This is a genomic window from Variimorphobacter sp. HTMS_6 (assembly GCF_059717775.1).
This window is the reverse complement of sequence record NZ_AP046094.1, coordinates 4147756-4171846: the sequence shown is the minus strand read 5'-3', so window position 1 is coordinate 4171846 and position 24091 is coordinate 4147756. Positions and strand designations below refer to the sequence as shown.

The 24091-nt window shown below is 37.6% G+C and carries 17 protein-coding genes and 1 other annotated feature; of the genes, 1 reads left to right on the top strand and 16 read right to left on the bottom strand.

The features are described from left to right. Positions 1–486 precede the first annotated feature (486 nt). The 9 genes from AC6IWN_RS18805 to AC6IWN_RS18765 form a co-directional block, all read right to left on the bottom strand. The gene (locus AC6IWN_RS18805; protein ID WP_497989648.1) at positions 487–2232 is read right to left on the bottom strand and encodes a DUF6449 domain-containing protein; all 1746 of its coding nucleotides are present in this window, start codon (positions 2230–2232) and stop codon (positions 487–489) included. Beyond that, the gene (locus AC6IWN_RS18800; RefSeq protein ID WP_497989646.1) at positions 2207–3109 is read right to left on the bottom strand and encodes an ABC transporter ATP-binding protein; all 903 of its coding nucleotides are present in this window, start codon (positions 3107–3109) and stop codon (positions 2207–2209) included. Before AC6IWN_RS18800 ends, AC6IWN_RS18805 begins: the two co-directional genes overlap by 26 nt. Continuing rightward, positions 3102–3479 (bottom strand): GntR family transcriptional regulator, encoded by a 378-nt coding sequence (locus tag AC6IWN_RS18795; RefSeq protein ID WP_497989645.1) that lies wholly within the window; start codon positions 3477–3479, stop codon positions 3102–3104. The genes AC6IWN_RS18800 and AC6IWN_RS18795 overlap by 8 nt, the downstream gene beginning before the upstream one ends. 153 nt (positions 3480–3632) lie before the next feature. Continuing rightward, positions 3633–4595, bottom strand: a complete 963-nt coding sequence (locus tag AC6IWN_RS18790; RefSeq protein ID WP_497989643.1) for a substrate-binding domain-containing protein — start codon at positions 4593–4595, stop codon at positions 3633–3635. Positions 4596–4844: 249 nt separating this feature from the next. Continuing rightward, positions 4845–8714, bottom strand: a complete 3870-nt coding sequence (gene rpoC, locus AC6IWN_RS18785; RefSeq protein ID WP_497989641.1) for a DNA-directed RNA polymerase subunit beta' — start codon at positions 8712–8714, stop codon at positions 4845–4847. A gap of 190 nt (positions 8715–8904) precedes the next feature. Continuing rightward, entirely contained in the window at positions 8905–12783 is a 3879-nt protein-coding gene (rpoB, locus tag AC6IWN_RS18780; RefSeq protein ID WP_497989639.1) for a DNA-directed RNA polymerase subunit beta, read from the bottom strand. 437 nt (positions 12784–13220) lie between these two features. Next, positions 13221–15089 carry a hypothetical protein gene (locus AC6IWN_RS18775; RefSeq protein ID WP_497989637.1) on the bottom strand — a complete coding sequence of 623 codons (1869 nt, stop codon included), beginning with the start codon at positions 15087–15089 and terminating at the stop codon, positions 13221–13223. Between the two features lie 81 nt (positions 15090–15170). Beyond that, a complete protein-coding gene (locus AC6IWN_RS18770; RefSeq protein WP_497989636.1) occupies positions 15171–17180 on the bottom strand; it encodes a hypothetical protein in 2010 nt (669 codons plus the stop codon). A 58-nt stretch (positions 17181–17238) separates the two neighbouring features. Continuing rightward, the gene (locus AC6IWN_RS18765) at positions 17239–19050 is read right to left on the bottom strand and encodes a hypothetical protein (RefSeq protein WP_497989634.1); all 1812 of its coding nucleotides are present in this window, start codon (positions 19048–19050) and stop codon (positions 17239–17241) included. Between the two features lie 323 nt (positions 19051–19373). Here AC6IWN_RS18765 and AC6IWN_RS18760 point away from each other — a divergent pair, with 323 nt between their 5' ends. After that, entirely contained in the window at positions 19374–20036 is a 663-nt protein-coding gene (locus AC6IWN_RS18760; RefSeq protein ID WP_497989632.1) for a heterodisulfide reductase-related iron-sulfur binding cluster, read from the top strand. Positions 20037–20082: 46 nt separating this feature from the next. On the opposite strand, the gene rplL is transcribed toward AC6IWN_RS18760, so the two are convergent. From rplL to rpmG, 7 genes are all read right to left on the bottom strand, one after another. Next, positions 20083–20445, bottom strand: a complete 363-nt coding sequence (gene rplL / locus AC6IWN_RS18755) for a 50S ribosomal protein L7/L12 (RefSeq protein WP_497989630.1) — start codon at positions 20443–20445, stop codon at positions 20083–20085. A gap of 162 nt (positions 20446–20607) precedes the next feature. Next, on the bottom strand, positions 20608–21093 hold the full coding sequence (gene rplJ / locus AC6IWN_RS18750; RefSeq protein ID WP_497989628.1) for a 50S ribosomal protein L10: 486 nt from the start codon (positions 21091–21093) through the stop codon (positions 20608–20610). A gap of 77 nt (positions 21094–21170) precedes the next feature. Next, positions 21171–21310, bottom strand: a sequence feature (ribosomal protein L10 leader region). A 273-nt stretch (positions 21311–21583) separates the two neighbouring features. Next, positions 21584–22276: a 50S ribosomal protein L1 gene (gene rplA, locus AC6IWN_RS18745; RefSeq protein ID WP_497989627.1), complete on the bottom strand. Its 693-nt coding sequence runs from the start codon at positions 22274–22276 to the stop codon at positions 21584–21586. A 164-nt stretch (positions 22277–22440) separates the two neighbouring features. Next, positions 22441–22866 (bottom strand): 50S ribosomal protein L11, encoded by a 426-nt coding sequence (rplK, locus tag AC6IWN_RS18740; protein ID WP_497989625.1) that lies wholly within the window; start codon positions 22864–22866, stop codon positions 22441–22443. A 97-nt stretch (positions 22867–22963) separates the two neighbouring features. Then, a complete protein-coding gene (gene nusG, locus AC6IWN_RS18735; protein WP_497989623.1) occupies positions 22964–23485 on the bottom strand; it encodes a transcription termination/antitermination protein NusG in 522 nt (173 codons plus the stop codon). Positions 23486–23495: 10 nt separating this feature from the next. After that, complete coding sequence (gene secE / locus AC6IWN_RS18730) at positions 23496–23708, bottom strand: preprotein translocase subunit SecE (protein WP_497989621.1); 213 nt, start codon at positions 23706–23708, stop codon at positions 23496–23498. A gap of 25 nt (positions 23709–23733) precedes the next feature. Beyond that, complete coding sequence (gene rpmG, locus AC6IWN_RS18725; protein ID WP_497989620.1) at positions 23734–23883, bottom strand: 50S ribosomal protein L33; 150 nt, start codon at positions 23881–23883, stop codon at positions 23734–23736. Positions 23884–24091: the final 208 nt, after the last annotated feature.

Here is a 24091-nt window from a genome sequence, read left to right as displayed (position 1 = left end):
GAGCTTTTATATGAACTGATGTTGATACCCCATAAGAGAATACAAAACCAATAATACCTATACACCAATAGACAATTCGCCAGACCATACTTAACCTTATCCTGCAACCACAGTTATCACAGGGTACACTGCGAAAAAACGGTTGAGGTAACCGAAAGCTATAATCTACATTATACTTATGTCTACATTGATCTTTTTCATTCCTATCCATTATTCTCTCCTTCACACTAGCATTTTGTTTCATTCCATATTTATACAATCATATAGTAATTAACATTAATATTCAAGCAGTTTGTTTAAGTTGGTTAAGTCATATGGCACTCACTTTATCCTTTTATATCATTCTCTGTTTTTTACTATAACAAAAAGAGCCTCGCACTTTCATACGATCCTCCCTACAGCAGATTTGGTGAATTCCAAAAGTTACTTAAGGGTGATCATATGTTAAGCACAGACTCCTTTTACGATATTTTACATGATTCTATTTTACTTTATATCTAAACCATTTTCTTTTAAATATGCGATAGATTTTGTGAATGTAGGATAAATATCATAATTATTTAATGATTTTCCCAATTCCACATAGAAATAGCCAACCGGAATATCATTATAATACTGCTCATACTTTAGATTACCCAATTCTTCCTTATAAATATCTAAAAATTTATCTTTCCTCTCATCAGTCAGTGCCAAATTAGTATTAAGACCGTTATCATCTCCGGGGTATCCAGGTGTAATTGTAACCCTATATATATCGGTGTTTTTATTTTCAAAGATTGGATAATGTGCTACTTTATATTCTTTGTTATCATACAACTCTTTGATCAATGAGGTATCCCCCCCCAAATCAAAGTAATAATTACGATACACAGTTCTACCACTTTTTAAATTATATTTTACAACCATATAATTCCTATATGACGATGTACTATTCACCCTATTTTTCATAGCCGCCTTACATAAAGCATAAGTTGATGATAATCCATTTCGAATTGGCCGTTCTAAATGATAATCATCTCTGTTGATCCGTACTACTTTACCATTACTGTAATCATCATAAATTAAGTAACCATTATCGTCCTTTTTAAACTCAAAATATACACCAATACTTTTTACACTGCTCTCTTTGGGAATATACGCATCATAACCAAGAGGATCCAGTCGGAAATACCCAACAATTGCAAAGGTAATTAGTGCACAGATCAAAAATTGTCTCTTATGATGAAATGCACTTCTTATATCCGAGTTAAATATCACTTGGATAATTCCGTATATAATCACCATCGAGAACACAATTCCAAATAATAACCAGGCATCGTGATTATAAGAAACCGTTTGCTTTAAGATCATACCACTTAAAAGGGATAACGGAATAACTAACAAAAATTTGATAATTGGTTTCGATACCTCATATGCCATTGCTTTTCCAGCTGCTTCTGATGGTCGCTTTTTAAATAAAAACAGCGCAACTCCAATCAATACTACGGTGATGATTATCTGAACTAACAAAGTTAATACATGCAACTTGCCACTATATGACGCTATCATCTTGTAATACCCTGAGATAGGTGAAAGCATCATCAACTTTTCTCTAACATTATTTGCAGGATAATAAGTGCTAAAATAGGTTGTAAAGTATGTCTCCTGTACCATTGACAATACAAAGCCATACGACATAAATACCATTGCCCCCAAGAAACTGGTCCATATATTACCGGTAAGTGTTACTGCGATAATTGTTACGGTATAGATCATACAGTAAAATACCATGTTAATCATCAATCCATGTAATGTTGCATGAAAAACTTCGCTTGTAAAAAGATTATTAGCTATGCCCACACCTGCTGTGAGTATAACGTTAATCACATATGGAATTAGGAATATCAATAAACCATTCACATAATTTGCAGCAAAGAGTATCTCTCTTTTCACAGGCAGGCTGTGATATAGATCCACTTTCTTCTTGGAATGAACATAAAATAAACTGCTTAGTCCACAAACAACCGCAAAGATGATGAACATAATCATAACCCACTGGTTCTGAGGACCAATATGTTCCTTCAATGTTAATATCTGTTGATCTATTGTTTCTCCCATAAATCCATTTTGTATGCGAAGAGCACCCATCACAGGGTACAGAAGGAATAATATGATGGAAAACAGAGCAATCGTCCACACCCTTCTTTTCATATCTTCCTTCATTAACTTAAAAAATAAGTTTCTTGATGTCATAACCTATCACCTCCGTTTCACTAACAAATATCTCTTCCAAAGACAAAGGAATAATCTCTGAAAATACCGGATCCACGGATTTAATCTGTTTCTCCACCATCTCCTGTGTGCCTCTTATTGTAAATGTATTCAGTGACCCTCTCTTTTCTCGATGAATTACTTCCAGACCATCCAGTGCTTTTTCGATATCTTCTTCCTGCTTAAACACACATTGAACTTTGTGAATACTTAGCTTCATGTCATATAACTCTTTTGATAATAAAACCCCGCCCTTATGCAATAAACCAACATGATCACAAATATCTTCTAATTCTCTAAGATTATGTGAAGCAATGATAATTGTCATATCACGCTCTGTCATCTCCTTAGCAAAGATACTCTTGACTGCCTGACGAACCACCGGGTCAAGCCCATCAAAGGTCTCATCACAAAACAAATATTTTGTTGTAGCGCAAATACCGCATATGATGGATAGCTGCTTTTTCATCCCTTTGGAAAAGGTATTTATTTTTCGATTTTGATCCAATTCAAACTTCTCTAGCAATTTATCAAAACGATCTCCATTAAAATTCGGATAGATACTCTGATAAAATGCCTTCAAATCTTTTGGACGAGAGTTATTGAAATAATACTGTTCATCCGAAATATAAAAGAATAACTCCTTCGCCTTCACATTCTCATAAACATCCATTCCATCAATCTGAATCGTACCTTTATCACTCTTTAATATGCCACACAGCATTCTGATCAACGTGCTTTTCCCTGCCCCATTTGTTCCAATAAGCCCAAATACATTTCCTTCTTTGATGGATATGGAGATTCCATCAACCGCCTTGATCTTATCAAACTGTTTGCTAACCTGAACAGCTTCAATCATCTTTTTTCTCCTCCCCATAACAGTTTCTTACGATTTCTATCATTTCTTCTTCTGTTACAAATAAGTGCTTTGCTTCCTCCACCAGCTTCTTAATTTCTTTCTTAACCTCTTCCTTCTTCCCCTGTAAAAGAGCTTCATTCCTAGCTATAAAGCTTCCTTTTCCCTTTACCGAATAGATAAACCCCTCATGCTCTAGCTCGGTATAGGCTCTTTGAATCGTGTTTGGATTAATCGACAACTCCATCGCCAAAGTTCGAACGGAGGGAAGCTGACTATCCGCATCCAGGATTCCCTTTAGAATCATCTCCTTATAGCGATCCACGATCTGTTCATAAATAGGTCTTCGATCCTTATAATCTAAAATTATCAATATGATCCCTTTCTTTCTTTAAATTTTTAGCGTACTAACTGTATTAATAACATTAATACAGTTAGTATATAATAGAATACATTTTCTGTCAATATAGAAAATGTATTCCAAATTGAAATTTTATATAAGCCATACCCAGAAAACTGTACAAGGCTATTTTCTTTTTTCATCATTCTCCAAAATGTTATATCCAGTATCGAAATAGGCCGGGCCTGTTTTTTTTCCCAAAGCCGCAGCAACTGCTTCCGCCATACCAACATACCCCATAGTATATGGATTTTGTTCTATGATAACATTCAGACTTCCAACATCAAATAATCTTTTCGTTATTGATGACGTATCAAAACCAACTGCTACATATTTATTATTATTTTTCTTGTTAGCATTCCCCACACCCTCACTGGTTCCCTCATTGGTGGCGAACAATCCAACCAAGTCGTCATTTTGATCGATTAACTGCTCTGCAGCGTCTTGCGCGACAACTGCCGGTGCAGCAACTTTTAATGATGGAAGTACTACAAATCTGGAATCCTTAGAAAGTGCTTCCCGAAACCCCACTTCCCGTTGATCGGTTGTTAATTTGTCTTTCAAGTTAACAATTCCGATAGAACCTTTTTCGATACCCTTTTTATTCAAATATTCAATCATCTTTTCCCCCGCAGCATACCCTGCCTCATGATTATCTGTTGCTAATGTAGTGATTGCCTCTTCATTCGCTGGGGAATCCACATAAACAACATAAATTCCTTTCGCTTTCGCATCCTCCACCACACCGGATAATTTTTTAGGATCATCAGCTACCACTAGCAAGGCAGATGCTCCCCCGTCAATCGCCTTATTTATGACTTGAATTTGTTTTTGAGGATTTCTCTCCTTTGGGTACATCCATTCGTATTTTACGCCCGCTATTGTCGCCATATCGGATGCTCCCTCGTTGATAATCTCCCAAAATTCCTCGTGATTATCCGTTGTAATTAAGTCGATGTGCAAGTTTTTCCTAGCTGATGATGTAGTCATCGTTGTGGATTTATTAATAACAAACTGATTCCATACAATAAAAATTATCAAGAATACTGAAATAACTATTATATCAATGACTACTTTTTTAGGTTTCATTCTATCTTCTTTCCAAATGAAATATATCAGAATTGTATATCCCATTTGTTATCATCTTGTAACTAATATATTTAAAAAATAGAATTATCATAACCGATTTTAATCAAGATATAGAAAAAGCTGTTGTAAACATCTATCCTTTTAGAAAATATTACCTTTTCATCAAGAATAGAATTTTACAACAGCTTTATATTATAATTACTGCCTTAATCGTGGGTTAGCCACAACTACTGGTAATTTTGATTCTTCTTACAGACCGTCGCTGTAATCATCTTCGGAGATACCCTTCAAATTGAACTCAACTTCTGTCCAATCTCCGTCATTATGGCTGTTTTCACCATATGCTACGTGAGCATCATCCATACCTGGGATAGCATCTTCTCTTTGAACACGATCCGCTGAATTTCTGTACTGATCTTCATCATATACTACTTCAGGAATTCCATCTTCGATATCGAAGCTCTCATCGCTGAACTCATCAGTAATGAATTCGTCCTCAGAATACTCAAAATCACCGTATTCCATAAACTTGCCATCACCTTCAAGATCTTCAGAAATCATATATTCTTCCTGAGTATCTGTATCGAGCTTAACAGAACGATATCTCTTCATACCGGTACCTGCTGGAATCAGCTTACCAATAATAACATTTTCCTTAAGACCGATTAACGGGTCAACCTTACCCTTAATTGCTGCTTCGGTAAGAACCTTTGTAGTCTCCTGGAAGGATGCCGCTGATAAGAAGGAGTTTGTAGCGAGGGATGCCTTCGTGATACCAAGCATTACCTGCTTACCATCCGCTGGCTCTAAGCCCTGAGCAACTAATTTCTCGTTCTCATCCTCGTATTCTAAGATATCTATCAATGTACCAGGTAAGAATGCGGTATCACCATTTGTCTCGATACGGATCTTCTTCAGCATCTGGCGAACAATTACTTCGATATGCTTATCGTTGATCTCAACACCTTGTAAACGGTAAACTCTTTGTACTTCCTGGATCATATAATCCTGTACTGCACGGATACCTTTAATCTTTAAGATATCATGAGGGTTAACGCTACCTTCTGTCAGCTCATCACCGGCTTGAAGGATATCGCCATCCATAACTTTAATTCTTGAACCATAAGGAATTAAGTATGCCTTAGATTCCATGGTTTCATTATTTGTGATGATAACTTCACGTTTCTTCTTTGTATCCTTAATGGCAACTACGCCGCCAAATTCTGCGATAATCGCAAGACCCTTAGGCTTTCTAGCTTCAAAAAGTTCTTCGACACGAGGAAGACCCTGTGTGATATCGTCACCCGCAACACCACCGGTATGGAAGGTACGCATTGTAAGCTGTGTACCAGGCTCACCGATTGACTGAGCTGCGATAATACCAACTGCTTCACCCACCTGTACTGCTTCGCCGGTAGCCATGTTAGCTCCATAGCATTTCGCACAAACACCGATGTGTGATTTACAGGATAATACGGTACGAATTTTAATCTTAGCTTTATCTCCAGCATCTACAATTGCCTTTGTTCCAACAATTCTAGCTGCACGTTTTGGTGTAATCATATGATTTGCCTTAACGATCATTTCACCATTGTCATCATAGATTGACTCGCAGGAATATCTTCCTGTGATACGCTCTTGAAGAGCTTCAATTACTTCCTTGCCATCTACGAATGCAGAAATCCACATACCAGGGCTCTCATGACCTTCACAACAATCCACTTCACGGATAATTAAATCCTGGGATACGTCAACCAGACGACGAGTTAAGTAACCTGAATCGGCTGTACGAAGCGCTGTATCGGACAGACCTTTACGAGCACCATGTGCAGAGATGAAGTACTCCAATACGTCAAGACCTTCACGAAGGTTAGACTTAATCGGTAACTCGATGGTTCTACCTGATGTATCAGCCATCAAACCACGCATACCTGCAAGCTGTTTGATCTGCTTATCGGAACCACGGGCACCGGAGTCGGACATCATCTTAATGTTATTGAATTTATCAAGACCATTCAACAGTGTTTCAGTCAAAATCTTATCGGCTTCTTTCCAGGTCTCAATAACTGTATTATATCTCTCATCCTCAGTCATTCTACCACGACGATATTCTTTTGCAATATTTTCGATGGTAGCTTCTGCATTTGCAATGATAGTTTTCTTCTCTTCCGGTACTTTCATATCGGAGATCGATACGGTCATCGCTGCACGAGTGGAGTATTTATAACCAAGTGACTTAACAGCATCAAGGATTTCAGCTGTTTTAGTTGCACCATGGATGTTAATTACTTTTTCAAGGATCGGTTTAAGCTGTTTCTTACCAACAAGGAAGTTAATTTCAAGCTCTAAGTAATTCTCATCCTTAGAACGATCAACAAAACCTAAATCCTGAGGGATAATCTCATTGAAAATGAAACGTCCTAAAGTAGATTTTACTGTTTTGATTTCTTCTACACCTTGATTATTGATACCAAATCTTCTTACACCAATCATCTCATGTAAGGAAATTGCACCATTCTCGTAAGCAAGAATTGCTTCATTCAAGCTCTTATAATAGTGACGAAGTCCGCCTTCCATCTCTCTTTCAATTGTCAGATAGTAGATACCAAGTACCATATCCTGTGAAGGAACAGCAACCGGAGCACCATCGGATGGCTTTAACAAGTTGTTCGGTGAAAGAAGTAAGAAACGACACTCAGCCTGTGCTTCTACGGACAGAGGCAAATGCACCGCCATCTGATCACCGTCGAAGTCCGCGTTGTAAGCGGTACATACAAGTGGATGAAGTTTGATTGCCTTTCCTTCTACAAGTACCGGCTCAAACGCCTGGATACCAAGTCTATGAAGGGTAGGTGCACGGTTAAGCATAACCGGATGTTCTTTGATAACCTCCTCAAGTACATCCCAAACTTCTGTCTGAAGTCTTTCCACCATCTTCTTAGCGGATTTGATGTTGTGAGCAGTTCCTTTTGCAACGAGCTCCTTCATAACGAAAGGTTTGAATAACTCGATTGCCATCTCCTTCGGAAGACCACACTGGTAAATCTTAAGCTCTGGACCAACTACGATAACGGAACGTCCGGAGTAGTCAACACGTTTACCAAGTAAGTTCTGACGGAAACGTCCCTGCTTACCTTTTAACATATCGGAGAGAGATTTCAGTGCACGGTTACCAGGTCCGGTTACCGGTCTACCTCTTCTACCATTATCAATTAAAGCGTCAACTGCTTCCTGAAGCATTCTCTTTTCATTACGAACGATAATATCAGGAGCACCAAGCTCTAACAATCTCTTTAAACGGTTATTACGGTTGATGATACGGCGATATAAATCATTCATATCGGATGTAGCAAAACGTCCACCATCTAACTGAACCATCGGTCGAAGATCCGGAGGAATAACCGGGATTACGGAGAGAATCATCCATTCCGGTTTATTGCCAGATTCTCTAAATGCTTCAACCACTTCAAGACGTTTGATAATTCTTGCACGTTTCTGTCCGGTTGAATCTTTAAGTCCTCTCTTTAATTCCTTGGACTCCTTCTCAAGGTCGATCGCCTGTAATAATTCCATGATAGCTTCCGCACCCATACCAAGGCGGAAAGCGCTATAACCATATTTTTCAATTGCTTCTTGTCTTTCTTTCTCGTTAAGAACCTGCTTATACTGTAAATCAGTGGTTCCCTTATCAATTACGATATAAGAAGCAAAGTATAATACTTTTTCTAATGTTCTTGGTGAAAGATCAAGTACAAGTCCCATACGGCTAGGTATTCCTTTGAAATACCAGATGTGGGATACCGGAGCTGCAAGCTCGATATGACCCATTCTTTCACGACGAACGCTTGCCTTTGTTACTTCAACGCCGCATCGATCACAAACAACGCCCTTATAACGAATCTTCTTGTATTTACCGCAGTGACATTCCCAGTCCTTGCTAGGTCCGAAGATTCTCTCACAGAACAAACCATCTTTTTCCGGTTTTAAAGTTCTGTAGTTAATCGTCTCCGGTTTTCTAACCTCGCCCTTAGACCATTCTCTGATTTTTTCAGGTGAAGCTAAACCAATTTTTATCGCATCATAGGTTATCTCTTGAATGCTATTTGCTAATTCAGACATTCCTTGGCTCTCCCTTCGTTATACCGAAGCAGAAACACCCGGGGTATTTCTGCTTATCGGCTTTATGACCAACTAAATATCATGCTCATTTATAATAATTATCAAGTAAATGTGAGGTATGTGACTGATCTACCCAGCCAATACTGATTACAGAGTCAATCCATTAGATTTCCAATGTTAGAAATCAGATCTAAAACTCAAGATCTTCACCAGCATCTTCCTCTACTTCATATACTCCATCTTCCATTATATCCTCTGGCTCATCTTCATAGATGTCAAAGATCTCGGCTTCGATATCTTCAACTGTTCCCTGTGTAAAGCCAGCCTCTTCATATCCTTCATCATATCTGAAACTATTATCACCTTCGATTAACGGAGTCAAATCAGCGTCACCCATATCGATGCTTTCATTCATCCTAATCTCATTACCGTTCTCATCAAGAACCGTTACGTCAAGAGCCAAGGATTGAAGCTCTTTTAAGAGAACCTTGAAGGACTCAGGTATACCAGGCTTTTGTATATTCTCGCCTTTAATAATTGCTTCGTAAGTCTTAACACGACCAGTAACATCATCGGATTTAACAGTTAAGATTTCCTGAAGGATATATGCAGCACCGTAAGCCTCAAGTGCCCAAACCTCCATCTCACCGAATCTCTGACCACCAAATTGTGCTTTACCACCTAACGGCTGCTGTGTTACTAATGAGTAAGGTCCGGTAGAACGTGCATGGATCTTATCATCAACCAAATGGTGAAGCTTCAGGTAGTGCATGAAGCCGACTGTTACGGAACCATCAAAGAACTCACCGGTTCTACCGTCACGAAGTCTTACCTTACCATCACGGTTAATCGGTACGCCCTTCCAGTCTTCTCTGTTTTCCGGATGTTTCTCTAAATAATCCATTAACACAGGATCCAAGGAATCTTTATATTTTGCTTCAAATTCTTCCCATGTTGTATTTGCATAATCATTCGCAATCTCAAGGGTATCCATGATATCAAACTCGTCTGCACCATCGAATACCGGTGTTGAGATGTCAATACCAAGTACCTTAGAAGCTAAGGACAAGTGGATTTCTAGTACCTGTCCGATGTTCATACGGGAAGGTACACCCAGAGGGTTAAGAACGATATCAAGAGGTCTACCGTTTGGTAAGAATGGCATATCCTCTGCAGGTAATACACGGGAAACAACACCCTTATTACCATGACGACCAGCCATCTTATCGCCAACCTGAATCTTTCTCTTCTGTGCAATATATACACGTACAGTCTGATTAACTCCCGGTGATAATTCATCACCATTCTCTCTTGTAAATACTTTCGCATCTACAATGATACCATACTCACCGTGAGGAACTCGAAGGGAAGTATCTCTAACTTCTCTTGCTTTCTCACCAAAGATTGCTCTAAGAAGTCTCTCTTCTGCAGTTAACTCTGTTTCACCCTTTGGTGTAACTTTACCAACTAAGATATCTCCGGCACGAACTTCAGCACCGATACGAATGATACCTCTTTCATCAAGATCCTTCAGTGCGTCATCACCGACACCCGGAACGTCTCTTGTGATTTCTTCCGGTCCGAGCTTTGTATCTCTGGACTCTGCTTCATATTCTTCAATATGCACGGAGGTGTAAACATCCTCCTGCACCAAACGTTCACTTAATAATACAGCATCTTCGTAGTTGTAACCTTCCCAAGTCATGAAACCGATTAATGGGTTCTTACCAAGAGCTAACTCACCCTTATTTGTGGAAGGACCATCTGCGATAACCTGGCCTTCTGTAACTCTCTGACCTCTGGATACTACCGGTCTTTGATTGATACAGGTACCCTGGTTACTTCTTGCAAACTTAACAAGTCTGTAAGCAGATTTTGTATTGTCATCATTTTTTATTACAATTTCCTTTGCTGATACTCTATCAACAACACCGTCTTTTTTGGATAATACACAAACACCAGAGTCGATTGCGGCCTTTGCTTCACAGCCGGTACCAACTACAGGAGCTTCTGTCTTTAACAACGGAACTGCCTGACGCTGCATGTTCGCACCCATCAGCGCACGGTTCGCATCGTCATTCTCAAGGAAAGGAATTAAAGCTGTTGCTACAGAGAATACCATCTTCGGAGAAACGTCCATTAAGTCAATCATGTGTTTCTCATACTCTGAGGTCTCTTCTTTATGACGACCGGAGATACTGTTACCAACAAAATATCCGTCGTCATTTAACTCTTCATTCGCCTGAGCTACGATATATTTATCTTCTTCATCTGCTGTAAGGTATACAACATCATCCGTTACTCTCGGATTCATCGGATCTGCTTTATCTACCTTACGGTAAGGAGCTTCAATGAAACCATATTCATTTATTCTTGCATAAGTTGCAAGAGCATTGATCAAACCGATATTAGGACCTTCAGGAGTCTCGATTGGACACATTCTACCGTAATGAGAGTAGTGAACATCTCGAACCTCAAATCCGGCTCTATCTCGAGAAAGACCGCCAGGACCTAATGCAGAAAGACGTCTCTTATGAGTTAACTCACCGAGAGGATTATGCTGATCCATGAACTGTGATAACTGGGAGCTTCCGAAGAACTCTTTCACAGCTGCAGTAACCGGTTTGATATTGATTAGGGATTGAGGGCTGATACCTTCAAGATCCTGTGTTGTCATTCTTTCTCTAACAACACGTTCCATTCTGGAAAGACCAATACGGTACTGGTTCTGTAACAACTCACCAACCGCTCTGATTCTTCTGTTACCCAAATGGTCAATATCATCGGAGTTACCGATTCCATATTCAAGATGAATATTATAGTTAATGGAAGCAATGATATCTTCCTTTGTAATATGCTTTGGAATCAATTCGTTGATGTTTTTCTTGATTGCTTCCTTAATATCCTCATCCGTAGTGTTCTCAGCGAGAATATTCTTTAATACCGGATAGTAAACAGCTTCTGTTATGCCGATTTCTCTCTTATCAAAACCAACATAATAGTTTAAGTCAACCATCAGGTTAGAGAGAACTTTTACATTTCTCTCTTCCGCTTGTACCATAACGAAAGGCACTGCGCTGTTTTGGATCTGTCTAGCGATCGCATCATCAACCTGAGTTCCTGCGCTTGCAATGATCTCACCGGTGGACTGATCAACTACATCCTCGGATAATACAAAACCTACGATACGATTGCGCATAGCAAGTTTTTTATTAAATTTGTAACGGCCTACCTTAGCAAGGTCGTATCTTCTTGCATCGAAGAACATACTATTTAATAAGGACTCCGCATTCTCTACTGCTAATGGCTCGCCCGGACGAAGCTTCTTATAAAGCTCTAATAAACCGTCCTGATAGCTTCCGGTTGGATCCTTAGAAGTACTTGGATCTCTGGAAAGAGAAGCAAGGATCTTCGGTTCTTCACCGAATAACTGCTTAATCTCTTCGTTTGTTCCATAACCAAGTGCTCTTACAAATGTGGTGATCGGAACCTTACGGTTACGGTCTACACGCACATAGAAAACATCGTTAGAATCTGTTTCATACTCTAACCACGCACCTCTGTTTGGAATAACGGTGGAAGAGAATAATCTCTTGCCGATTTTATCATGATCTATTGAATAATAAATACCGGGGGAGCGTACCAACTGGCTTACAATTGCTCTTTCGGCACCATTGATCACAAAGGTACCTGTTTCGGTCATTAACGGTAAATCACCCATGAAAATCTCATGCTCGTTGATTTCGTTATTCTCTTTATTATGAAGTCTGACCTTGACTTTAAGTGGAGCTGCATAAGTAGCATCTCTTTCTTTACACTCTTCAATCGTATATTTGATGTCATCCTCACATAACGTAAAATCCACGAATTCCAAGCTCAAATGTCCGCTGTAATCTGCAATTGGAGAAATATCATCAAATACTTCTTTGAGTCCTTCATCTAAGAACCACTGATAGGAATCCTTCTGTACTTCAATGAGATTGGGCATCTCCAGGACTTCCTTTTGTTTGGAGTAACTCATTCTAACGTTATTACCAACCTTAATTGGATGCATTCTGTTCTTGTCCATTGACGTTTTCACCCCTTGAATTTAATTGTGTTGCTTATTGTTAAAAAACTTCTTTTCAATTTGTGACAGATATGTTATAATTATATTAAATAGGCATATCTCACCACAATAGTGCACCCTTTATACTATCACACTTATTTGCAACTGTCAACGTAAAATGTTGATTTTTTTTATTTTATACAAACAAATAACTACAATTTGAAAAAGCCCGCGCGAATCGCACGGACTTTTTAGATTGTAGTTATTTGCATGAACAGGGTAAAACCCTGTTCATGACCTGCGGAAGGCTAAAGTTTGTATAAGAGATTATGAGCGCTTCTTGCGAATAATCTCTTAATGCAAACTGCCGAAGCAGGATTTGAAAACGTCCAAATTGTTCTCTTTACAATTCGTGAGTCTATTGTTTGCCCTCTATGTGGCCTGCCGAAAGCTAAACACTAATCCATGTAATCTTTATAACCATAATTTCCTGGATATGCATCCGGAATCTGAGTAACTCCATCATCGATCAATATATCATCTCCGCTTCCATCATATAGATAAAGCTTACCGACATCCTTCTCACCCATTTTAAAATAGACTATTTTATTACCATCAAACTGTTTACATACAGTGATATCATCTCCCAATTTCTTTACCTTAACTCCATCGTATACCATGGTGGATCTACCATACTCTTTACAAAAAGTATAAAGTTTCGAATTCTCATCTTTCATGATCGAATAAAGATCCACTTTATGATCGATTAATTTGTTGTTTATATATAAATCCCCAATGTCCCCTTGACCATTAGACTTTACATTTTTATAAACTACTACATCATCTCCATATATTTCATAATTATATACATCATCCGCATACTTAACCGGTTCTGATACCCCAACACCTGTTACCGTAACATAATACAAGCTATCCGATTCATATGGTTGATAGTATAGATTACTATTTAAAACATCCTGATTAAACTCATAATCACCATTATGTTTTAACTCTCCGATGATAGTATCCCCTTTGCAAACATATGCAATATATTTGTATTTGTTATCCGAAGCTTTATTCTCACCTTTTTTTATAACTTGCTTCGCCAAAAATAAAACTATAGGTTCATTGTCTGATGAGTCAAATGTTCCAATCACACTATTCTCCGGCTGACTATAACCATCACTATAACCATAACGATACTTCTTAACAAGTTTTGATTTACCCTCCGTGTAATAGTACAGAGAGTATTCTTCACCATTCTCCATATCATCTGAAGATTCACCGGAATCATCATAATCTGCGGATATATAATAAACTTGACCTTTCTCATTTATACTAACAACATAATTTACATTATCCCCAATGATTGTGGTCTGTCCATCTTGATACAAACATAAGCTTTGGTCATTAATATAGTATATTTGCTTTAAATCTTTTGTTGCATATTGAAGTCTTATATCACTCCCTATTAGTTCCTTCTTCTTACCTTCCCTTTTTAGATATGTCTCATAAACATAATCCTTATTATATAACACTGCATCTCCACTCTCACTAATGTAATAATCCATGACTAATTCATCAATATCTTCAATTTTATTAAGATTATTATAAAAAAGATGCTTTGACTTTGCTAAATAATAAAACTTGGTTGAGGTTTGATTCATAACGCAGCTTTCTATTTCTTTATCAATTTTAATTTTACTAACATGTTCATCCGTTAAATCACAACAAAATGCCATAGCATTAGTCAAATTATTAGGCTGAAAGATATACGAATCACTCACATCATCCATATTGTAGTTATAAATAACTTTTTTGCCATCCTCATTGATACTCAACGAAACATCAGTATTATTCCTGGGTATTTCACCCAATCTCTGTGGTTTTACACGATTCAGCGAAGTAAACATTAGCTCATCATAATTCTTGACATAAAATACACTTTGCAATACATTGGCCTGACTATCCTTAGAGTCCGAATCTCCTGTATCTCCACCTTCATTCTCACCAGTTCCTTCACTTCCACCATTCGCAGAAGTTTGCAGATTTCCGCTTTTTGAAGCTTCTTTTGCTCCACCAACATTACCTTTCACCGTGACCGCCGGGCTCTTAACATGTACTCTATCTTGTAGGGACATAGATATCACTACGACAATCACTATGATAGCAAGCACCAATCCACTCCCTATCAGCCCCATACTTTTTAAAGATATTTTATGTCCTCTTTGTTCCTTAATCTCATTATGATATTGTGTTTCCGTTCCACACCACCGACATGCCTTATCTCCATCCTCTATTTCAGCATTACAACTTCTGCATCTCATTTCATCTTCCCCCAAGTATGATTTCTTCCTTCGTATTAAAATACTTATTTCTATCCCATCTAACATAGTAATCTCTATAGTTTACCAATTACTATTATACATTCCTTGAATTGCAAAATATATATTTTTCGAAGGAGATATGATTCTGTTTACCCCTTTATCAATCAGTTCCGTCTTAGTTCCATCATAAAAATATAGATTCCCATTATGTCCTGCTGACACATCAGCGGATACATACCCTACTGTATAGTGATTTAAAACTTTGTAGCTACTTACATAATCAGCAATCTTATTGACCATCTTATTCCGGTAATGCATTACCGTAAATGAGGCAGAATCCTCAATCACATTCTTAATATAGATAAATGAATTGGAGTTCGGATCATTATCAAGTGATTGATAGATAAATACATTACTATCTAACTTCTTCCCGTCCAGAACCATATCTCCCATCGAATTAGATTCATCCACATTTTTATAATACAAAAATTTATCTCCGAGAAAATAATTGCAACCGGCATAAACATTTTTATCACGAATTTCTCCTTCAGAGATAGACGTCTCATTGATGGATGAATAGTACAAATCTCCAGCCAATCCGTGCTTTTTGTTTATCTTGATATAATATACTCCGTCTTGCTTTGGGCTGATTACAAATTCGCTGTAGATGCCTTCTCCGATTCTTTCAATTTTCTTATCCCCAACACAATAGAAGCACTCCTGCTTAAGTGAGAATTCATCCGAGATGAATCGGAATACATCTTCCACCGATTTTATCTTTGAGATCTTAACTTTACTGATATCTGTTTTTTTTAACTGTGAATAGATAAGCATCGGCTTTGTATTTCCCGCATAATTTGAGGCAAATCCTATCGTCCGTTTTTGGTTTGTTAACCCCCACACATTAATACAACAATCACTAATTAGCTTACTCTTGCCTTTGGAATAAATATACAAATCAAACCAATTGCCTTGCGTGCTGGTCGTTGCTAAACTATTTCTTAATGCATCTCTTGTTAACTTCTTCTGATAGGTGGATTTTGCAACTTCAAATTTATTATAGTCGGAATAGTCCGCACGAGTTGGCATCTTCATCGCTGCATCTGATGCTGCCATATCATCATCAACATAATCTGCAGCTTTCACCTCTTTGCTACTAAGATAATAAATTGTTCCATCAGAATACACGGAATAAAGATTTACGACACCATCGGCGATTTTCACCAAATTTCTGCCATACTCTAGTCGGTAAAGTGTTTGATCTTGTATATAATAAATCGTATTAAAGTCTGGTGAGGTATACTGTATGCTCCCATTGTTAGCAATTAATTGCTTATCTTCATTTCCTTTTTTCTGATAAACACTTCCGTCATTTTTATAATAGAAAATCCAATCTCCCTTTTGATTAATCAAACATTCCGTTACATCGGTATCAATTTTTTTACTTTTTATCATATCACTAACATATAAATCACTGTCTTTAAAATAATATATTTTACTCCCGTCTTCATTAATGGTATAGCCATTTATATTCGAATCAATTCTACTTCGTTCGTTTTCCAATGAATCGATATTATATTGAAAGACACTTACATTGGTCGCCTCAGCCTGATGATTCTGAGGATAAAAAAGCTTTGACCCATCCTTGCTTAGAAGAATGGAATCCGTCATTTCCTGGTTGTGGAACAAAGAGTTAATTATCACCTGTGGCTTTTGATTATCAAGCTGTGAACGATAAACTTTATTCCCTTTCAGATAATATAGGCTTTGAAGAGGGTCACTATATGAAGCATCCACAGATGCAGGCTCCGGGGTCACTTTAGCCTTGCTCATCACTGTAGGGCTCGTTGTAATTCCCTCTCCCTCCTTGCTTTGGTTGGATACCATCTTATTCCACTTGGTTTTTTCAGAACCTAACATAGGAAGTAGTACGATCAATAATAAAGCTAGCGATATTATTACTACCAACCACAGTATAATCGGAATCTTCCTTTTCTCCTGTCTTGATTCCGCTGTAATCTGTGCGCCACACCAGTGACACACCTTAGCTTTATCTTCAATAACTGCATTACAATTCTTACAAATGATCATATTACCCCCAACCAACTCAGTTAGTATAGTATATATGGTATCTTAGCAGAGCTTGCGGTTATCTAACGAATCCTGTAATGCCTTTATCAATCAGTTCACTTTTCCCATTCCCTTTGTAGACATATCCATCAAACGATGATCCTTTCCCTGTTTCATAAACAATCTGTCCATCCTCATACACTTTAATATCCACTATGTTGTCATTGATTTTTACTTTCTTTCCTTTTCTCCATAGTATCAGGGATGCCCCTTTTGTTGAATTCTTTTCTGTTTTTATATACATAAGTGCATCCGAGTGTTTATTTAAATCCATTGTAGACTCCGTTTCCATTACTGATTCCACCTCATCCTTGTATTGTCTAATCATCATAGAACCAATGTTGACATCACTTTCTACTTTTTTATGATCAACATATAAATCACCTGCCGACCCTTTGACATCTTTAATATATGCTACATGATTTTTAAATAATTTGTACCCCGATATATTCTTAGCATATTTTTTAATTTTAAATGATCCATCGGAATATTCACAATAACTTAAATCTCCTCTTAACTCATCAGCATTGGGTATAGTCATATAATAATATATACCATCACTGAAATCAAAATTCGTTTCACCTTTATCAGCCTTTAATTTCATGTTCTTATCTTTATTACAAATATAAATCTCTTTATCGTTATTCACAGTAGTGTACACAACTGATCCTTCCGAACCATCATCCATTGGATAAACCGCCTCTTTAGGACCATCACTGATAAAGCACCTATAATAAATTAATGGTATATCCTTATCCGAACCGATTAATTCAGCATAATTCTCACTAAGTAATTTGGATGATTTGTTATCATAATAATATAATTTAAAACGTTGCCCTTTATTTAAATCATCCGGATTAACCGAAATACTTTCTGACCCTGTATTGGTTGCATCTTTTTCTCCAACATCGTATACTCCACTACTGTTATCATCCATAGCAGATGTCCTTACCGACATAGTATTATAAACGGTAGTAGAAGTAACTTTAGATATCTCGTCTGAAGAAGATGGAGTTATTGATATGTCAGGATTCGTAATATAATACATCTCACCGCTATCATATAATTTTATAATCTCACGAATATGCGATGCAACTTTTACCGCTTTCTCATTATCTTTCTTTTTATAGAGATCATTACTTTTATTATAATAAATTACGCTTAAATCCTTCGATGCATCCATTAAACTTGAATAATCCGCTATCATAGTTTTCTTATTATTTACATCTATCTTAAAGATTTTTGATTCATTTGTATCATAAACGATCTCATCCCCTCGTTTATTCATTTTAAGGTTTATTACATTCTTATCAATTACAGTATCACCGGATTGGCTTTTCATATGCAGTTCACCGTCCAGCTCATAATATACTTTAATTTTCCCCCTATTCAACGAGTAACCCTTAATCTCTTCCATAAAAGATTCGCTAAACAGTTCCGGTTTCCCCTTGCCCAGCTGGGTAGAGTATAAATTATCATCTTTATAATACAATAATAACTGAGGGGCTTTTTCGCTTCTTATTGCATTGGGAAAAATCACAAATATAAAAATAGCAAATATGAAGAAAATACCAATTGCTGATGATAAAGTTCTTTTCCAATTTTTAAAGAATAAGTTTTTAATATCCTCAATATTCCTAACATCAAACTGGCCTTTAGACTTATTCTCATCTTCTTTCACAGACGAAGGTTCTTTCTCGAAACCCTCCGTCATGACATTACTCTCATTATTTTCTTCCTCTGTTACCACCTCATCTACTTCCATACCACACCAATGGCATAGCTTGGCATCGTCCTCGAGTACAGCAGTACAAGATTTACAATTTATCATAGTTAATCTCCCCCATATACGTGTTTTTCTTTATCTCCCTGTGGTAATATAACTCCCAGCCAAATCCACTCTATTCCATATATGTTATCATTATACAAATAGTGGTTTATCTTTGCAATACGTTACCATCCTAAAATCCAGTCATAGTTATCCGTATGTTTAAGGCTAATAATTTTTGCAATGCATTTTACATGAATAAGTTGGTAATTTTTCGATGCTTTCAAAAAGGAATTAGTATAGAAGATTTTTACTTCTTTTAGTATAATAAATTCAAAGAACACTTTTCTTGTATCCCCATTTTCATTACTAACAGGAGAAAGCTTATGCCCAACGAAACATTATATTTTAATCCAGGATGTGCTTTGAGTCTATATAAACCAAATATGGAGATTCAATTGCTAGAATATTTAAACGAGAATTATTCCTCTGTAGAAATGCATAAGATATGTTGTCATCATGACCCATGTTTGCCGGAAGGTTCTACTATCATCAATGTCTGTTCCGGATGTGACAGAAGATTTCATACCCTCTACCATGGCATTGATACCTTGTCCGTCTGGGAGGTAATCGATCAATTGAACAACTTCCCTCTGCCTGATTATAACGGTCTTATAATGACAATTCACGATGCCTGCCCCATCAGGGAAAAGCCTCAAATTCACCAGGCAATACGGAATTTGCTTAAAAAAATGAATATTAATATTATTGAAACAAAGATGCACGGTACAAAATCAATTTGTTGTGGTGATGATTTATACGAAAAAGTTCCACTTGAAGAAGTTCATAAAGCGATGCAAAGACGCGCTGACTCCATGCCATGTGAGGATGTTGTAGTATACTGTGTCTCCTGTATCAAATCCATGTACATTGGGGGAAAAACCCCGCACCATGTTCTTGATTTAATATTTGGCGAAGCTACAGAGCCTCAAGAATATCGAACCGTTCAATGGCATGAACAATTGAGCAAATACATAAAAGAGCATTGATTACGCAAAAAAACCCACTCCTAAGAGTGGGTTCTAATTGATCAACTTATTTCAAAGTTACTTTAGCGCCTTCTGCTTCTAATTTAGCTTTGATTTCATCAGATTCTGATTTGTTTGCGCCTTCTTTAACTACCTTAGGAGCGCCATCAACAAGATCCTTAGCTTCTTTTAAGCCTAAGCCTGTTACTTCACGAACAACTTTGATAACTTTAACCTTGTTAGGACCAGCTTCTGTTAACTCAACGTTGAACTCTGTCTTCTCTTCTTCAGCTTCTGCTGCAGGACCAGCTGCTACTACAACACCTGCTGCTGCGGATACACCAAATTCTTCTTCACATGCTTTTACTAAATCATTTAACTCTAATACAGTAAGGCTCTTAATTGCCTCGATAAATTCCTGAGTTGTCATTTCGATTTCCTCCATTAAATATTTATTATTTGTTTTATTCGGGTTATTTATGTTCCCAATTATTCTGCAAGATACATTTAACTAAAAATTATCTTACCATTTTGCCGGTTACGAAGCTTGTTCGCCAATGTAACAAAAACAAATCTCTTGAAGCAGTGCTGATTAAGCCTGTTTCTCTGCGATCTGATTAAGTACACGAGCAAGGTTTGTAATCGGAGACTGTAAGCTTCCAAGTAACTTGGAAATAAGAACTTCTCTTGAAGGAATTGTTGCGATAACCTGAATCTTCTTGCTATCATAGTAATTTCCTTCAACAACACCAGCCTTAAATTCTAAGTTAGGCATTGTCTTTGTGCATTCAAGTATAATTCTTGCTGGGACGGTTGCATCATCCAAACCAAACGCTACAGCGGTAGGTCCGTTTAATTCGCCTGATAAAGCTTCGAATTCTGTTCCCTTAAATGCGAAATTAAGCATTGTGTTCTTGTATACCTTGTAAACCACACCAGCATCTCTTAACTTCTTACGAAGTTCAGTATCCTGAGCAACGGTTAAACCACGGTAATCTACTAATACAGCTGCTTTAGCAGTACTTACATAACCTTTAATTTCTTCAACGACTGGTTGTTTTAATTCAACTTTAGCCATTACGTACACCTCCTTGTTTCTTATTAGACTGCCGGAATTCCGGTAACCTTTTGGTATAACTCGCCGGTGACTTCATTGATTGTACAAAAAAACCTCTATCCGCCTATGCAGAAGAGGTTAATAAAATCATAATGATTTCAATCAACTTTTCCTCGGTAGGCGTTATCAACTTATGCCTTACGGCACCTACTGTCTTCGGCAGTTTCATGTGTGAACAATAAATTCACGCAAAACGAATTATAACATGAACGAAAACATGTTGTCAACCCTAGAATTAATTAATTATTCAAAATACAAAATGTAATTTTTGGATCATGTCTTTATTGAATCTCTTCCGAAAAATATTTATGTTGGAAAGGACTTTCATATAATCCCATAAGTACAATTATGTTCATAACTTAAATCAAAATGAGTCCAATCAACGTTTTCCAAAGCGGAAGCATTTCCGATTTAGAATTCATTGGTTGGACTCATTTTTATAACAATGTGATTAGCCTAACTTAGCTGTGTTAAGTTTTACGCCAGGACCCATTGTAGATGCTAATGTAACACTCTTTAAGTACTGACCCTTTGCAGCAGATGGTTTCGCTTTCACTACAGCACCGATTAAGGTCTGGAAGTTGTCGTTTAACATCTCTTCAGTAAAGGAAGCCTTACCAAGTGGAACATGGATAATGTTTGTCTTGTCAAGTCTGTATTCAATCTTACCAGCTTTGATATCGTTAACAGCCTTAGTAACATCCATAGTTACTGTACCTGCTTTAGGGTTTGGCATTAAGCCCTTAGGTCCGAGAACACGTCCTAAACGACCAACAACGCCCATCATGTCAGGTGTAGCTACTACAACATCAAATTCGAACCAGTTTTCATTCTGGATCTTAGGGATTAAATCCTCAGCACCAACGAAGTCAGCGCCTGCTGCTAAAGCTTCATTTGCTTTATCGCCTTTCGCAAATACGAGAACACGAACAGTTTTACCTGTACCGTGAGGTAATACAACCGCACCACGAACCTGCTGATCAGCATGACGACCATCAACACCAAGTCTGATGTGCGCTTCTACTGTTTCATCGAATTTTGCCACTGCGGCTTTTTTTACTAAGCTGATTGCCTCAGCTGCATCATACTGAACTGCTCTGTCGATAGACTTTGCAGATTCAACATATTTCTTTCCTCTTTTCATTCTATAAACCTCCTAGTGGTTATACGGGGGAAAACGTAATTCTGTGAACCACGTTGCCAAAACGTTCTACGTTTTGGTCTGCCGAATGAGTTTGTTCGACATACCCTCCCACGTTAATAGATTATCAATACACAATCTCTTTCAATCGTGCCGTTGCATTCAAATTAGTCAACTACAGTTACGCCCATGCTTCTTGCAGTACCTGCAACCATGCTCATAGCAGCTTCAATTGTTGCTGCATTTAAGTCAGGCATTTTAATCTCAGCGATTTTTCTTACCTGTGCTGTAGTCATCTTTGCTACCTTAGTTTTGTTAGGTACAGCGGAACCGGACTTAAGATTAAGTTCTTTCTTAATCAAAACTGCTGCCGGAGGAGTCTTTGTTACAAAACTAAAGCTTCTGTCAGCATATACGGTAATTACAACTGGTGTAACAATTCCGTCCTGATCTGCTGTTCTTGCGTTAAATTCTTTTGTAAACTGTACAATGTTTACACCGTGCTGACCAAGTGCTGGACCAACCGGTGGAGCTGGTGTAGCCTTGCCTGCTGGAATCTGTAATTTGATATAACCTGTTACTTTTTTTGCCATGATAGCATACCTCCTGATAAATGTGGTGTTTGCGGGGATTTCCCTCCCACGTAACGAACTAACATTACCTAGTTCTTCATTGCATTAACAAAAATCCTTACTTGCGAACCTTTACTTCACTGAAGCTTATCTCAACCGGAGTCTCGCGTCCGAACATGTCTACGCTGATTGTAACACTCTGCTTATGCGGATTAATCTGTTTAATCTGACCTGTTGTATTCTCCCATACACCGGAAGCAACAGTAATCATATCACCGATTTCAAATTCAACATTCAATTCGTCATTCTTGATTCCCATACTTTGCATCTCAGTTTCCGTTAACGGAACCGGTTGCTTAGAGTCAGGGCCAACAAAACCTGTTACACCTCTGGTATTACGCACTACATACCATACATCATCATTCATGACCATATTAAGTAATACATAACCCGGAAACATCTTCTTTTGAACACGTTTCTTCACGCCGTTCTTAACTTCGATGACATCCTGCATCGGTACAGATACTTCTAAAATCTGATCCTGCAATTTTCTGTTTTCGATTGTCTTCTCAATGTTCGCTTTTACTTTGTTCTCATACCCTGAATAGGTGTGGACAACGTACCAATTAGCTTCTGACATATTCTCACCCTTATCCTATAATATGCCCAACACCATATTCAAATACGGTATCGAGTACAAAAATCAATGCACCAAGGATAATGGTTACGGTAATAACAGCAACTGTAGATTTTACAAGCGTTTCTCTGTCCGGCCATACAATTTTCTTAAACTCGGCTTTAAGACCATCGAACCAGCTTCTTTTCGGAGCCTTTTCGACTGTAGAATTAGTTACCTCTCCCATGTCTTCACTTCCCTTTCAGTTTAGATTATTTTGTTTCCTTGTGCAATGTGTGAGTTCTGCAGAACTTACAATACTTCTTAGTTTCCATTCTGTCTGGATGTGTCTTCTTTTCTTTGGTCGTGTTATAATTGCGTTGTTTGCAATCAGTACATGCCAATGTGATTTTTACGCGCACAATATCCACCTCCGATTTCTCTTGTAGCGCTACGCCAATAAACTTTCCAACGAACTTTTAAGCATAAAAAAAAAGCCCAATTTGGTTGCTTACTAAATATAACATAACCGAGATTTTCCGTCAATATATTTTTTTATATCAAAAAAGAACGCTTCAGTCTTAGACTTTCACGTTCTTTTTCTTAATTTATAGTTAAAGGAAGGAGCTA